The sequence below is a fragment of the Candidatus Chlorobium masyuteum genome, assembly GCF_011601315.1.
GTDB classification, from domain to species: domain Bacteria; phylum Bacteroidota; class Chlorobiia; order Chlorobiales; family Chlorobiaceae; genus Chlorobium; species Chlorobium masyuteum.
Window position 1 is genome coordinate 267,706 of record NZ_JAAORA010000001.1, and the last position, 14,962, is coordinate 282,667.

Here is a 14,962-nt window from a genome sequence, read left to right on the forward strand (position 1 = left end):
CAAATCATCAAATCAGTACCGTTCAAATGCGAAGAAAGAGTTCCCTGACCTTCCATGGTGTCAGAATATCTTTAAAATCCTCTCCAAGTGCGTTGGTAAGCGGTTTTTCGTGTATAATGGTTGCGCTATAGAGGCGTTCGTATTGATCATCCGTCAAATTCCGGCATACACCTTCAGGAATGCTCACCCCCTGTCGTTCCGCCATCCGGTAAAACTCGCTGTAACCTTCAGGATAAAACTCTTCCATTGCCCGCATGGTAATACAGTTGGCAACGCCATGGTGAAGCCCAAGCACAACACTCAGTGCGGCTGAAAACGGGTGAAGAACTCCGACATAACTTGTCGCTATGGCACACCCGCCAAGGTAGGAGGCCACCATCAGTTTTGCACGATTCTCATCGGACATCATATCGTCCCCAAAAAAAACATCCCTGCAAAGTTGCATGGTCTGGGAGGAATAGGCATCGCCTATGGCATTCCGATATGATCCGTTGAGTGACTCCATACAGTGAATGAATGCATCCATGCCTGTAAAAAAATACTGATCGCGCGGAACAGTACGGGTCAAATCCGGATCAAGGATGATCTGGTCAAAAACGGTAAAATCACTATTCATTCCGAGCTTCAATCCACTGGCGGTATTGGTCATCACGCATGTACGTGTTGATTCAGCTCCGGTACCGGATATCGTCGGTAGCGCCACCTTGAAAATTCCGGGTACTCGAACAAGATCCCAGCCCTGATAATCCTCAGCATCGCCTCCGTTTGAAAGCAGGTTTGATACCGCCTTTGCAACATCCATCGTAATCCCTCCGCCTATGCCAACAATTGCACAGGGCAGTTCTGCAGATTCAGTAAGAACCCTGTCACGCATGGAGTTCATCAAGGATGTCGTTGGCTCATGAGTGGTATCAACATAAATAATCTGGTCCGCCGGGGTGATGACATTGAAATCATCAGAAAGAGTGTGCGTCTGAAAATAATGATCGATAAAAATAATAACTCTATGAGAAGCAGAACTTCGATGAACGTTTAATATAGCCGGTAAATTGCTAAGTGATCCCGTTCCAAAAAGGTAGCGCGAGACATTGCGCGCATTTCGAATTCCGGTAGTCAATAAATGGTGATCTTTCAAGATATTTCAATGGGTTTTATTGACAGCATGGCGTCAACAGGTATGTTCAGGAGAGGTCATCGGATTTCTGAAGCAGTTGATCAAGAAGCAACTTAAAACGGGTATTACCGGGGTCATAGATCATGACATCATCAGCATATTTCCTAACTAATTGATTCCACTCTTCATCTTTTACCATTGCCAGGTAATTCAGAATCATGAGAATCTTATTTTCTTCACAACTGTTCGTCCAGAATAACCCGCTATCAGAAAAACCGGCATGCCAGCAGAAACCCATATCATCGACATCCAAATCATTGTTTCTGCATGTAACAAAAGCTGTTTTTTTACCTCTCACAAAAGCCTCATAACCTAAATTCGAATCGACCGTAACAATAATTTCAGCAGAATCAATTATTTCATAAGAACTTAATTCATTTTCTTTTTTCATGAAAGACCATTCGCCCTTAATATACCTGTCGAAAAACGCCTTTTCATCATCAAAGGAAGTAATAGATGATCCCGCAACAACTAATTCCCTTTGATTGTCTTGACACCAACGGGATAACAATGGCAACACAACACTTTCCGGGTAATAAAATATTGAATACAACACTTTACGCCCAAACGCATCAGTATAAAAATAGTCGCTACCGGTTTTGGGGCGGTCTCTGTACTGAGATATAAAGAGCACTGAATTATCCGGAAGTTTTTTGGAGGTGATAACATGATTATTTGGGACAGATCCTATAACATGATACTGACCCCCTATATGTTTTGTATAATATTGCCCAATCAAGTCATTGTATACACACATGTGGTCAACAAACGGTGATGGCGGGAGTGGAACAATCTCTAAAAACTTATCTCTCCATCCATTTTGCACAAAAACAGTTTTGATATCTTTATTTAGTGCGGATATTCTGTAATAATCAGGATTATTATCAATAAAAGTAATAACTATTTTCGGCAATGATGACTTTACAAATGCACTATAATAAGCCCCCATGAAATCACCGCGCCAAAATATTGACAAGAAAAGTGATCTGATAAGACATAATAAATAGATTTCTTCCCTTTCTGAGGAAAAGACAGTGCACTTATAACCATCAAGATAAGGCTTTAATTTAGCATAACCGGCTAAATTAAAAATAAGCACATCGCACTTGTTCGGCAATGAGAACCAATGAATATTCGATCTCATTAACAAACCGAATCGCGAATATATCTTTTTTAAAAAAACAAACAATAGAATATATTTATGACTGCCTGAATCCTCTAAATAAGGAATCTTTTTTAGTATACAATCGGTTGACCTGGCTTAAGGACAAAGCGGTTTTTTTCTCGAAATAATTTTTTAGCAATTTTGAGTTCGCCTCAGCCAAAACCTTATAATACTCTTCATCAGATAACTCAGTGAAATTTACGGACATCAAATCTGAATTGAGATGTTTATTTTCATAGAAATCCTCACACCCTTGCAACAAACCCGATTCAATTGCATAATAATATAGCGGTGAACCGGGATATGGGGTCACCGGCCTGATTGTTCGAAGCTGGGCACCATCATCATATTTCAGAAGAAAATCAACACCTTTTTGAAGAATTTTCTCGTTATCCCCGATATGCCCGAAAATTATATTAAAACCGGGGCTGATCCCGACGTCAAGCGTAGCTTTAATACCTTTCTCTATCTGACGAACAGATAATCCTTTGCCCATTTTCTGCAGCACTTGATCATCCATCGCCTCAATACCATAATTAATAAATACACATCCAGCACTTTTCATTAGTCTCAATATGTCCGGTTTTGCATAATTCAGACGTCCATTACAATCCCATTTAATATTGATTTCAGATCGAATAAATGCGCTGCACAACTCCTCAATTCTGCTCAACGATGACATCAACAACTCATCAGAAAAAGCTATATAGGTTATATCATAATTTCTTTTCAGGAACTTGATTTCCTCAATAATTCCCTGGCTTGACCTTGGACGAAAACCTTTATCAAGTCTATAGCAAAAGTTACAGGTAAAAGTACATCCTCGACCAGAAAGCAATGGCATTACAAAATCGCTATTTGAGCAATGAGGCATTCTAAGCAGCCTGTAATAATGGACAGGGAATAATTCATAGGCAGGAAATGGAATTGTATCAATATCTGCTATCAAGAGCCTTTTTTTATTAATCACATATTGACCTTTTGCATTCAGATAGGCAATTCCGTCAACCGTTTCAAGTCCTTTTTTTTCGATTACCGAAGTTAATAAATCGACTATAGTTTCTTCGCCTTCACCGATCACGACCGCATCAGCACCTGTTATTTTCAGGAAATATTCAGGTTCCGGACTCGGACCATGACCGCCAATTACATAATAAGGCCTCCTGTCTGATGCATTGATAGCATTTGATATCGCAATCGTTTTTCTATACTGGTAGTAGCCGGCAATGAAACTGAACCCGATAAAATCAAAGGTGTTTTTATTCAAGTAATCAGTAAGATGTGAATCGGGATAATGATGATAATCCTGATTATATATCGTAACATTAAAACCTGCATTTTTCAGTACCGCTGCCAGGTAACCAACACCCTGTGGAAACCAGTGTATATATGAATCATTGTCGTAAACAATCAAGAGAACGCTTGCACTCATACCGGTTTTCTTATTTAGAAATCAGATATTCAGCTATACTGAAATCCCATTCCGTATCAATATCCAATGCTTCCTGAGGTGATTCCATCACCAGGGGAATTATGTTTTTCCCCATAAACGAGTGGTTGTCTCGCAGTTCCAATGGTGAGATCAAGTAAAAACTTCCATTTACTATATAAGCAGGTTCAAGGTCCTGCGAACGAGATCCAAAACCATGCTGCGCTATAAACGGTACAATAAAATCTCCATCCATTTTCAAGGCCCACATTGGATGTGCATGGGTTGGAGAAACCCCAAGAACAGACCCACCACCTTTTTTGGAAAAAAGATCAATCCCTTTACGAACGGTCTCTTTGGTTCTGAATGGTGATGTTGGCTGTATCAATAGGATGCCATCAACGTTGCCATGTTCTGCCTCGTACCAATCAAGTGCATGCAGTGCCACATCGACTGAACTTGACGTATCTGAAGCCAGCTCAGCCGGTCGTAACCAGGGAACATATGCTCCGGCTTCTTTACAGACTTCTGCAATCGCAACGTCATCTGTAGATAAAAGGATATCACAGATTTCAGGAATATCTTTAACTGCATCAATAGACCACACTATCAGAGGTTTTCCTCCGAGCATTCGCAGATTTTTACCCGGCAGTCGTTTAGAACCGCCACGAGCAGTAATCAGAACAAGAATTCTCATTGGAGGAGGAACCTTCGAAGAATTTTCAGACCAACCGCACCACTTTTCTCTGGATGAAACTGACAGCCCATTATCGAATCCCGGCATACTACTGCCGGTAATTGATGACCACCATAAATGCAATCGGCAATTCGATGGATTGAATTCACTGGAACCGCCATAAATGAGTGGACAAAATATGCTGCATCACCCGGATTATTATTTTCCATTATGGTTCCGCTCCAACATTTAGAATTAAAAGAAGGAACCAAGCCAGACCAGCCGATATGCGGAATCTTCAGAAATGTACCAATAGATGTCTTTGAAGGTACTGGAATTACCCTCCCTGGAATCAGACCTAATCCGGGAGTCAAGCCAAACTCTTCACTTTCATCAAATAGCAGTTGCATACCCAGACAAATACCAAGTAATGGGGTTTGTCTCCGAGCAATCTCTGCAATCACAGAAATCAATCCAAGCTGTTCAAGTGATTGCATGGCATTACCATATGCCCCCACTCCTGGTAGCACAACCCGGTTTGAAGCGAGTATTTTTTCCGGATTGCGTGTTACAATAACCGTGGCTCCACAATGTTCAAAACCGCGTTGAACACTAAGCAAATTACCAACCCCGTAATCAATAATAGTAACTTCAGACACTCTCATAGAGCCTCACTCCGATGCCTGCTGCTTTAGCTGCCGCTCTGATGTCACCGATACCAGCTCGATTATAGTGAAGAATATCTGCCATAGCAACCGCATCCGCACCGCCAAAAGTCACAGCATCTACCATATCTTGTTGTTTACCCATACCTCCTGAAGCAATAACGGGAACAGAAACCTCTGATGTTACCGCTTTGATCAATGCGACATCAAAACCTTTCCGCGTCCCCTCCCTGTCAACAGATGTCAGTAATACCTCTCCTGCACCCATAGACACACCCGTTTTCACCCAATCAATGACATTCAGTCCAGTACGCTCTCGACCATTATCTGTATAGACTTCCCAGCATCCCGAACCTATTTCTTTCGCTTCAACAGAAAGCACCATACACTGGCGGCCGAAACGATATGATATTTCACTGATAAGCTCTGGTCTCGCAACTGCTGCAGTGTTCACGGCTACTTTATCGGCACCGGATCGCAATATCTGCGTGGCATCTTCAACTGACCGAATACCACCGCCAACTGTCAAAGGGATAAATATATCTTTTGCTGCTGAACGGATGATATCTCCCAAATGGTTACGACCATAAAGACTCGCAACACAATCCATGTAAATCAGTTCATCAGCTCCCTGCTGATAATAACGCATGGCATATTCGTTAGGATTACCGATAATGCGTAATCCCTCTAAATGAATACCTTTGATAAGATTGCACCCTTTAATGTCAAGTCGTGCGATAAGACGAATATTACTCACCCCGGTCAACGCCTCTCCTGTTGCTCATGCCAAACAGCATGACGTAACTTCCACTCATTATCTTCTTTAAGCCAAATGTGCTCGGAACGCCAACTATCAATCACAGCATGAGCTTCCTCATCAGTCATGGAGCAAAAATCCAGAAACTCCTTGTAATATTTTATCGGGAACTCATGGTCATAACGCTTGACCAGCGCTAACCCCTCTTCACGTGTAATTTTACCATCACGGATCTCATGCGCCGCGTCTGATGTCGTTCGTCCAATACCAAACTTTATAAAAGAGAGATAAAAGTGAAATCCATCAATTTCATCATCCAAACTTGCATACTTGGAATACGTGCCTTCAGTTCTTTCAGTATTCGCTGTAAAACCAGTATGCTCATGGCAATAGTAGTAATTCTCCTGTGGGTCCCAAAACTTATAATAGCCCATAAAATGGATTTCGGTATTATTTCGCTTTATATCTTCATATTTCGGCGCCATAAATGGATGGAGGTCTGCTAAAGAAACACCATGTTCAACCCAAAACTCGGGCGGTAGTCCTGAAAAATAATGTTTGTCATGATCCTCTATATCACGTGTTGGTCGAAATGCATTCTTCATATCACCACCGTATTCGACCTCGCCATTTTCACCATACATAATCAGTTGCACGTTATACTTGACTGCCATGTGTAGCGGAAAGTTTGCTTGACCATAGATGAACGGCTGAAATGGATCACCAAGATGCTTGAAGGACAAATATGTAAGCTTTTTTGTGACCTGTGGATTTGGTGTACCCAGTACATGATTAAAACCTGAAGCAATGAATGCATCAAGATTCCGGCGACCAATAGCTGAAGCTTTTAACGGCGCCCATGTCGCCGCAAGAGGATTCATTCCATATTTGTATTTCAATTGATGTGCAACAAATCCTCCATCCTTACCACCACTACACGGCACAATAACATCGTATTCTCCATTATCCTTTCGATGTTTGTTACAGAGTGCGACAAGTTCGGCTTCACGCTCCTTCCAGTCAATCTTGGTTCTTTTGTATTCAGCAAAATTACATGCTGAACAAATACCGTGCTCATCAAAGGTAATTCGCGGACGTTGATTGGATATAGTGCATTTTTTGCAGAATTCGACCTTAACAGGCAGGTTATATAGTTTAACTAAATCTCTTTTCATGAGTACTTCCCAATGTTTCAATTATTCTCTACTGCAGTTGAAGCTTGCTTTAAGTCATCAGGTCGACCCACATCAAGCCATGGTTCGTGTATCGGATACGCTGCTATACGTTTGGTTTGCGCCTGCAATCGTTCAAACAAGGCCGGCATGTCGCAATGTTCATTTGACTCCAGTAAACTCAAAGCCTCCGGATTAAGAGCATAAACCCCGGCATTGATATGGCTGCGGTGCACCGGTTTTTCCTGAAAACCGACTATGTCAATCCCCTTGGTTTGCACAACTCCAAAGGGATGCTGCCATTCATGTGCTCTTACAGCCATTGTGGCTGCAGCGCTATTGCGTATATGAAAATCAAGCAACTCACCATACCGGATGTCGGTCAATACATCCCCGTTCGTTACTAAAAAAGGAGTCTTTGGTCTTAAGTTGAGCAGTCCAAGAGCTCCGGCAGTGCCCAGAGGGAATTGCTCCCGAAGGTAATCAATCCGCACACCCATTTGTTCACCGTTTCCAAAGTAATCTTCAATCATCTGACCAAGGTAATGAATAGCCAATACGAACGAGCTAAACCCTTCAGATTTAGCTCGTTCGATGATATGCTCCAGCATAGGCTTACCGGCTACCGGGAGCATGGGTTTAGGACAGTTTTCGGTATGAGGGCGAAGCCTGGTACCCATCCCTCCAGCCATAATGACCATGAGATTGTGACGAACTGCCGGTATGGTAATCTCATCCCAAAGATGCAGGCCAACAACATGATTCTGTTCATTAACAACAGGTATCTGCTGAATTTTATTAGCAACCATAAGCTTCATAACCGTCTCACGAGCCATTTCAGGAGGCACAACAATGGGATTACGATGAATTATGCTATCAATATGGCTTTTGAGTCCTAAACCTCTAAGTAAACCTCGCCGGATATCTCCGTCCGATATTGTTCCCTCAAGCACACCTGATTCATTAACTATCAACACTATTTTGATAGCAACCTTGTCAAGGTTACTTATTACATCCTGAATCGTGGAATCGAGAGGCAGAATAGCCTGACAATATATCTTTTCAATAACGTTCACGATTTCTATCCTGTGGCATTAAGAGTATATAGCATAACTTCAACGCTACGATTTGCTGCATAGATCATTCGATCTCCCTTAAAAGCATGAATGCTTCAGCAGCATCACAACCGGATGCTGCACCGCGTAACGCGGCTAAAGCACGAACAGCTTCATAGCTGCGAGGAAATGGAAATTCTCCAATTTCTGAAGAGTAAATACCCATTGCCCGCAATTTCTCGGTTATAAATGGACTGATATTTATGAACACATTTGGATAAAAGCATTGTTTTGGATCCAAATTAAAATCTGTTTCTGAAAGGGTTTCGTAAGCAAGAACACGCTTGATAAAAGGATAGCGAAACCATTTTGTGCAACTTGCAACTGCTTTAAAAACCATTCCGTGATCAGTATGAACATCTGATTGGTGAGGGACAAAGACTTCCGTCGGTTGAAATGAACTGAATACTTCAGAAATTGCAGAAACCAGGTCGCTCATCGGCACACGGTCAAGCTGAGTCGCGGGAAAGTTAAGCATAAACACCTCATCAAAACCAAAAAGCTTTGTAATCCGGTTTATTTCTTCAGACCTTTCTCTGACTTTTTCCTTGCTCCAGCCCGTTTCTACGGAAACATTCGTAACTATGAGCCAGGCAACTTTTACGCCTTCCTCTTTCCGACGCAGTATCGTCCCGCCAACGCCAAGTACTTCGTCGTCAGGATGAGGCGCCACAACTATAGTTTTCAAAGATAGCTCCCGACTATTGGTTGAAATGATGGCTCTGTACTCAGCAGGCAAATCGCATCCTGCCCGCATTTTACTACCGGACTCACACCGCTGTATGCAATTATTTTACCTGGCTCTATATTTTGCCCGTCATCCTTGACAACAGCAGTTTTCCATACTTTTATCTCTTGCCCGTCAACAACAAGGTGCGCTCCCGGATACGGACGGGTTAATCCGCGTACGAGGTTGTATATAGAGAGTGCTGTCATACGCCAGTCAATCCTGCCATCAGCATAGCTACGCTTACGCCATGTGTTGGCCTGACCGCCTGTCTGTTTTGAACGAACAAAGCTGCCTGCGGAAAGTTGAGGCAGAAATTCCTCAATTTGCACCAAAGCTGTTTTGGTCACTTTCGCATACAAACTGGCTGCATCATCAAAAGGATCAATGCAAACTTCCCGTTGTGAAAGAATATCCCCTGTATCTGCACCCTCATCCATAAAGAAAAAAGTTGAGGCTGTCTTATCAAGGCCTAATACGAGAGCCCAAATCAGCGGGTGACGCCCCCGGTTCTTAGGCAATGCTGCAGGGTGAAAACCAATTACACCCAGGGGAGCTAACTGCAACAATGCAGTTTTAAGCAGCCTTGACCAGCCAAAACAAAACAAAATATCAGGAGTTTTCGAACTGATCCAGTTTAAAACCTCCAATGAGTTGATATCCAGAGCATTATAACATGGAATGCCTTTTTTTTTACATAAAGGAGCAAGGTCAACATGATCCGAATTAAATCCGGATTCGGACAATGTACAAACACCAACAATTTCAGCGCCGATTGAGAACAACTTTTCAAGCGCCTGCCGTGAAAACTCAACTGTACCGATAAAAACAATTCGCATTACACAGAAATATCATAAAATGCTTTTTTCAGAAGCCCGCCAAGATCAACAGAACGGATAACCTCGATGATTTTTTTACTTGCCCCACCTTCTCCGTAGGGATTAACAACTGAAAGAAGAAGTTCCTGAAATTCCTGCGTATAGAGCCGCTTTATAGCCGCCCTGATCTCTGAGCGTTCAGGTTTACAGGAAATGATACTCTTTGCCAAAAGCCTTCCCCGCTGACGATCACCTATATTGATAGTCCCTTTTTTAAAACTTGGCACCTCTGCAAGACCGCTTGATGAATTCCCTACCACACCATCCACCTGTGCGATCGCCGAAAGATATCGCAACTGTCCAAGAGATGTGAAAGCACAAGCATGAGAGTGATGCGCGGCAAACTTTTCCACCATATCAATCAGCACCCTACCATCAGTGTCGGCATTCGGCATGGTGAAGATTAAATGTGTATCCTGTAATTCAGCCAAAGAGGCAAGCAGTTCATTCATCTGCTCCGCAGCAGTTGCAATCTCAAGAGTAACCGGATGAAAGGTTATGAGTAGATTTTTGGGCCCAAACTGAAAGTTCAAGGCTGTTTCTAATTCATTCCGATCGAGAAGTTTCATACGATTGATACTGTCAAGCCCCAACCCGCCCACAAGAAAAACCTGATGAGGCTGTTCTCCAAGTTGAATAACACGCTGCCGGTACTCTTCGGCGGCAACAAAATGGAGATGTGACATCTTGGTAATCGAATGACGAAAAGCCTCATCTATGAGACCTTCCGTTGCCTCACCTCCATGCAGGTGTGCTACCGGTATACGAGCAACCAAAGCGGCAGATACCGCTGAAAAGATCTCAAACCGGTCGCCCAACACCAGAATGAGATCAGGCTTCAATTCACTCAGTGCATCAGCAAAACCAATCAGACCGAGACCCATTGATTTGGCAATACCTACAGCCGAATCAGAACTCATCAGCATTTCAACCTTACGGTCAATAGTGAATCCGTCCCGTTCGATCTCTTGATAGGTCATCCCGAATTCAGGTGACAAATGCATTCCGGTTGCCACAACCTGCAGGGTAAGATCAGAAGCATCCCTGATGCCTTGCATCACCCACCGAAGCAAACCATATTCGGCACGAGTTCCGGTTATGACACAAATCCTGCGACTCATAGTTCAATCAATTCATCAACAGTAAAATCACGGACCGCCTTGCGGCCAATGACTGCATCCCAGCCCATCGGTGAAATTCCAGTCCCGGGACGTTTTGTGGTGACGTTCTGTATACTGAATAATTCACCAGCTTTAATCGGATGACTTGCAACCAGTGATTTACGTACAACAGACTTGTTGCGTGCTTCGCTCAGGGTGAGGCGCTTGATACCGTCACCAAGTGCAACTTCAATATTCCGAATAGCTGACACCATAGCTTGGAGTTCCGCAGGTTCAAGACTTGCCTTGTGATCAGGGCCCGGTAAATTGCGATCAAGGGTAAAGTGTTTTTCAATTACCGTTGCACCCAGGGCAACAGCAGCAATGGCAACTTCGGTACCCTGTGTGTGGTCGGAATAACCTACATCTACACCAAACGCATTATGTATGCTCAGCATGGATCGAAGATTCACCTCTACCATGGGTGTCGGGTATTCTGTGGTGCAATGCAGTACGGTCAAATTGGCACGAGGTGTCCCTGCTTGCTCAAGCGCCTCTATTGCTGCTTCTATTTCGCCCAACGTTGCCATGCCAGTGGAAAGTATTACAGGCTGACCCCGTCGGCCAATATGGCGCAAGTAAGGAAGATTGGTAATTTCTCCGGATGGAATTTTAAACTGATTTTGACCGAGACTCACCAGCAGATCGACACTCTCTATATCAAAGCCCGTAGAAAAAAAACCAATATTGCGCTTGTTACAGTGCGCAATAAGCTCTTTATGCATATCAACACTAAGCTCTAATCGGCGAAGCATCCCGTGTTGAGATTCCATAACATCAGTTGTCTGAAGCTGATAGAAAGCCTTTTTTGCGGTTTTTGTAACAAGTCGATCGGAACTAAACGTCTGAAATTTAACCAGGTCAGCTTTCGCTTCGGCAGCTACATCAATCAGACGTTTGGCCAGCTCAATATCGCCGTTATGATTGACACCGGCTTCGGCAATGACCATAGTTTTCATGTCAGACGATCCCCCATTCGCGGCCGAACAGATCCCGACCAGTCGATAACCTTTATGTAACTATCGGCGGTCTTGACAAAAAAAGCATTGGATTCAACTGCCACAACCGCACCAGGAATTCCCTTATAATCAGGGGCATCTGGCAAAAAGATAACTTTGTTGATTTTTATCTCCTGATCATTACAAAACGTTCTTGCTTCCGGCCCAGGTCTGCAAAGAGCTCTTACAAAATTAAAAACTTCGCGGGATCTTTGATTCCAAACCAAATGCTCATCTCCTGCTTTTCTGGTTGTACAGTAAAATCCAAAAGGATGAATATCTTTTTGGACTATTGACCGTGCTCTGTTTGCCTGTATGGATTTTATAGCATCATAAAGATTTACTGCACATCCATCATAAGCTCGTTCCAGCAATGTCGCATAATCATCAGCATCTGTTATCGGGTAACAGGATTGTTGAATAATATTTCCGGTATCTATACCTTCATCTACATAATGAACCGTTATTCCAAACTCTTTTTCATCATTGATAAGCACCCAGTTCAAAATATTACGACCACGGTAAAACGGAAGCTTGCCTGCATGACAATTAATAGTCTTTAGTGGTGGGATGTTCATTAACTCTTTGCGAAATATTTGATTAAATGACATTGACACAAACAAGTCACAGTTGTATCCAACCATACGTTCAATAAACTCTGCTGAATTAATTTTCGGATTCGTTAAAAAATCGATTCCATTTTCCAGGGCCATAGCGCGTAATACTGGATCAGGGAGATCAAAACGGGCACAAATAAAACGTAATTGTATCGTTTCGTCTAACAGTAACATGGTCAAAGCTTTGTGAGACCAAAGGCCATCTGCAAAATAGCCAATCTTTAGTTTTATCATATCAATCCTGAGCTACTCGGAATATTTATCAGACGTGGCACAAGCAACTCTGCACCGGCCAAATCCATACGCGGGCACTCCCTGAATGGCATCAACTCGTGCATCAAAACCCATGCAGGACGAGTCATAATGCCGGCACCATTGGTTGACTGAAGCAGAATATCACGTTGATCAACATATTTTGTGTCAAGCAGAAGAGTTTGCAGCCAGTAGTTGCTTTGGCAGTGTTCCGGCGCTTTCATCAATCTGACGCCAGAAACAGAGGCAAATGCAGTCTGGTATCTTTCATACAACACCTGTTTTGCCGCAAGAATTGCCGGCAATTGCTCCAACTGTGCACAACCCAATGCAGCATTAATATTCGGCATACGGTAGTTGTACCCGATTTCATCGTGCCGGTACTCCCATGCATGCGGCAGTTTTGCCGTTGTCGTCAGATGCCTGGCATGACGCGCAAGTTCGGCATCATCAGTCAATATTGCACCCCCGCCTCCGGTTGTAATAGTCTTGTTGCCATTAAAACTTATGGTGCCCATCAAGCCAAAGGTTCCTGTGTGCCTGCCATGGTAGTAGCTTCCGAGAGACTCCGCCGCATCTTCGAGCAGCGCTATATTGAAATCACGGGCCACAGCCATTATACCATCAATAGCGGCAGGATGACCGAATGTATGCATCGGCACCAGTGCGCGGATAACCCTTCCTGTTGAGCGGTTAATACAAAAGCCGGCCCGCTGCTCAGTGCATCTATCAAGATAGTCTCGCAGTTTCTGCGCATCAACACCAAAAGTGCGCTCTTCGCTGTCAACAAAATGAGGTGTTGCTCCACAATAGCTTACGGCATTTGCTGTTGCAACAAAGGTGAGTGCAGGAATCAGCACTTCATCACCTCTTTTAACACCTGCAAGCATGAGTGCAATATGCAGCGCCGCTGTACCGTTAACAACAGCAATCGCATGTCTGGCTCCGGTAAATGCTGCCAAGTCAGCTTCAAAACGATCGACGAATTTGCCGACCGATGAAACAAATGTTGAGTCAAGACACTCTTTGAGGTATAGCCATTCGTTACCAGCAAAGGCAGGTTCATGGAGAACCGCAGGAGCAGAACCGATAACGGTTCGAATCGCTGCTATGACTTTATCAATAAAGGAGGATGGTGGATACAATGCATTCACAGATTGAAGATCTCTGATTTGTAACTGGCCAGATTGGCCGGATTCATGAACCATTCAGCAGTTTCAGCAATGCCTCTTCTGAAACCATCGAGGCCTCCATAATCGGGCTTCCAGCCGAAAAGGCGGTCAGCTTTTGAGTTATCAGCCCAAAGACGTTCTACCTCGGAGTTTTTGGGACGAAGACGACTCTCTTCTGTAATGATTTCAATCTCTGTGTTCATAACTTCTGCTATCAGCTCTGCAGTATTTCCTATGGAAATTTCAAAGTTACTGCCGAAATTGACAGCTTCTCCCAGACCGTTCTCTGAATTCATGACCGCAATAAATCCGGAAACCGTGTCTTGTACAAAACTGAAATCTCGAGTTGGCGATACTGCTCCCAGCTTTATCTGCCTCTTTCCATTGGCTATCTGGGTAATGATGGTTGGAATTACAGCACGGGCAGACTGACGGGGACCATAGGTATTGAAGGGACGAACTATAACTACCGGAAGACCGAATGAGCTGTAAAATGAGTACGCCATCTGGTCCGCAGCTATCTTGGTAGCTGAATATGGCGACTGCCCCTGAAGAGGATGCTCTTCGGAAATAGGCACAAAGCGCGCAGTACCGTAGACTTCACTGGTCGAGGTATGCACTATTCTCTGGACCCCAAGCTCCCTTGCTGCCTGAAGGACATTGAGCGAACCCTTGATGTTTGTATCCACATAGGTGTCCGGAGAGTGGTACGAGAATGGGATCGCGATAAGAGCAGCGAGATGCAATACTACATCACATCCGGTCATCGCTTTTCTGATGCCGTGCGGATCTCTAATATCTCCGGCAAATATCTCAAATTGTCCATTAACTTCAGGTGCACAATGATCCAGCCAGCCCCATGAATTAAAAGAGTTGTAGTAAACAAATGCTCGAACATTGTAGCCTTGACGGACAAGAGCCTCAGTGAGATGTGAGCCAATAAAGCCATCTGCACCTGTTACAAGGATTCTTTTTATTGTATCGCTATTCATAGGAGATAATCAT

15 protein-coding genes are annotated in these 14,962 nt (G+C 43.6%); all 15 read right to left on the minus strand.

From position 1 onward, the window contains the following. Window positions 1–22: 22 nt before the first annotated feature. The gene (locus G9409_RS01145; RefSeq protein WP_166807436.1) at window positions 23–1,117 is read right to left on the minus strand and encodes an iron-containing alcohol dehydrogenase family protein; all 1,095 of its coding nucleotides are present in this window, start codon (window positions 1,115–1,117) and stop codon (window positions 23–25) included. A 64-nt stretch (window positions 1,118–1,181) separates the two neighbouring features. Then, window positions 1,182–2,318, minus strand: coding sequence for an LA_1612 family putative O-antigen biosynthesis protein (locus G9409_RS01150; protein ID WP_235923205.1), 1,137 nt, complete (start codon window positions 2,316–2,318; stop codon window positions 1,182–1,184). 55 nt (window positions 2,319–2,373) lie between these two features. Next, a complete protein-coding gene (locus tag G9409_RS01155; RefSeq protein WP_166807054.1) occupies window positions 2,374–3,771 on the minus strand; it encodes a B12-binding domain-containing radical SAM protein in 1,398 nt (465 codons plus the stop codon). A gap of 10 nt (window positions 3,772–3,781) precedes the next feature. Next, window positions 3,782–4,465, minus strand: a complete 684-nt coding sequence (locus G9409_RS01160) for an acylneuraminate cytidylyltransferase family protein (protein ID WP_166807055.1) — start codon at window positions 4,463–4,465, stop codon at window positions 3,782–3,784. Continuing rightward, on the minus strand, window positions 4,462–5,109 hold the full coding sequence (hisH, locus tag G9409_RS01165) for an imidazole glycerol phosphate synthase subunit HisH (RefSeq protein WP_166807056.1): 648 nt from the start codon (window positions 5,107–5,109) through the stop codon (window positions 4,462–4,464). The genes G9409_RS01160 and hisH overlap by 4 nt, the downstream gene beginning before the upstream one ends. Then, the gene (hisF, locus tag G9409_RS01170; RefSeq protein ID WP_166807057.1) at window positions 5,096–5,866 is read right to left on the minus strand and encodes an imidazole glycerol phosphate synthase subunit HisF; all 771 of its coding nucleotides are present in this window, start codon (window positions 5,864–5,866) and stop codon (window positions 5,096–5,098) included. The genes hisH and hisF overlap by 14 nt, the downstream gene beginning before the upstream one ends. Before the next feature lie 5 nt (window positions 5,867–5,871). Beyond that, the gene (locus G9409_RS01175; protein ID WP_166807058.1) at window positions 5,872–7,041 is read right to left on the minus strand and encodes an N-acetyl sugar amidotransferase; all 1,170 of its coding nucleotides are present in this window, start codon (window positions 7,039–7,041) and stop codon (window positions 5,872–5,874) included. Between the two features lie 17 nt (window positions 7,042–7,058). Further along, the gene (locus G9409_RS01180) at window positions 7,059–8,105 is read right to left on the minus strand and encodes a nucleotidyltransferase family protein (protein WP_166807437.1); all 1,047 of its coding nucleotides are present in this window, start codon (window positions 8,103–8,105) and stop codon (window positions 7,059–7,061) included. A gap of 73 nt (window positions 8,106–8,178) precedes the next feature. After that, window positions 8,179–8,841: a PIG-L deacetylase family protein gene (locus tag G9409_RS01185; RefSeq protein ID WP_208019634.1), complete on the minus strand. Its 663-nt coding sequence runs from the start codon at window positions 8,839–8,841 to the stop codon at window positions 8,179–8,181. Beyond that, window positions 8,838–9,719: a formyltransferase family protein gene (locus G9409_RS01190; RefSeq protein WP_166807060.1), complete on the minus strand. Its 882-nt coding sequence runs from the start codon at window positions 9,717–9,719 to the stop codon at window positions 8,838–8,840. Before G9409_RS01190 ends, G9409_RS01185 begins: the two co-directional genes overlap by 4 nt. Then, window positions 9,719–10,879 (minus strand): UDP-N-acetylglucosamine 2-epimerase, encoded by a 1,161-nt coding sequence (gene neuC / locus G9409_RS01195; RefSeq protein WP_166807061.1) that lies wholly within the window; start codon window positions 10,877–10,879, stop codon window positions 9,719–9,721. The genes G9409_RS01190 and neuC overlap by 1 nt, the downstream gene beginning before the upstream one ends. Then, window positions 10,876–11,877 carry an N-acetylneuraminate synthase gene (gene neuB / locus G9409_RS01200; protein ID WP_166807062.1) on the minus strand — a complete coding sequence of 334 codons (1,002 nt, stop codon included), beginning with the start codon at window positions 11,875–11,877 and terminating at the stop codon, window positions 10,876–10,878. Before neuB ends, neuC begins: the two co-directional genes overlap by 4 nt. Next, a complete protein-coding gene (locus tag G9409_RS01205) occupies window positions 11,874–12,767 on the minus strand; it encodes a methionyl-tRNA formyltransferase (RefSeq protein WP_166807063.1) in 894 nt (297 codons plus the stop codon). Before G9409_RS01205 ends, neuB begins: the two co-directional genes overlap by 4 nt. Then, complete coding sequence (locus G9409_RS01210; RefSeq protein WP_328700109.1) at window positions 12,764–13,939, minus strand: LegC family aminotransferase; 1,176 nt, start codon at window positions 13,937–13,939, stop codon at window positions 12,764–12,766. The genes G9409_RS01205 and G9409_RS01210 overlap by 4 nt, the downstream gene beginning before the upstream one ends. Then, on the minus strand, window positions 13,936–14,934 hold the full coding sequence (locus G9409_RS01215) for an NAD-dependent 4,6-dehydratase LegB (RefSeq protein WP_166807438.1): 999 nt from the start codon (window positions 14,932–14,934) through the stop codon (window positions 13,936–13,938). Before G9409_RS01215 ends, G9409_RS01210 begins: the two co-directional genes overlap by 4 nt. Between the last annotated feature and the right edge of the window lie 28 nt (window positions 14,935–14,962).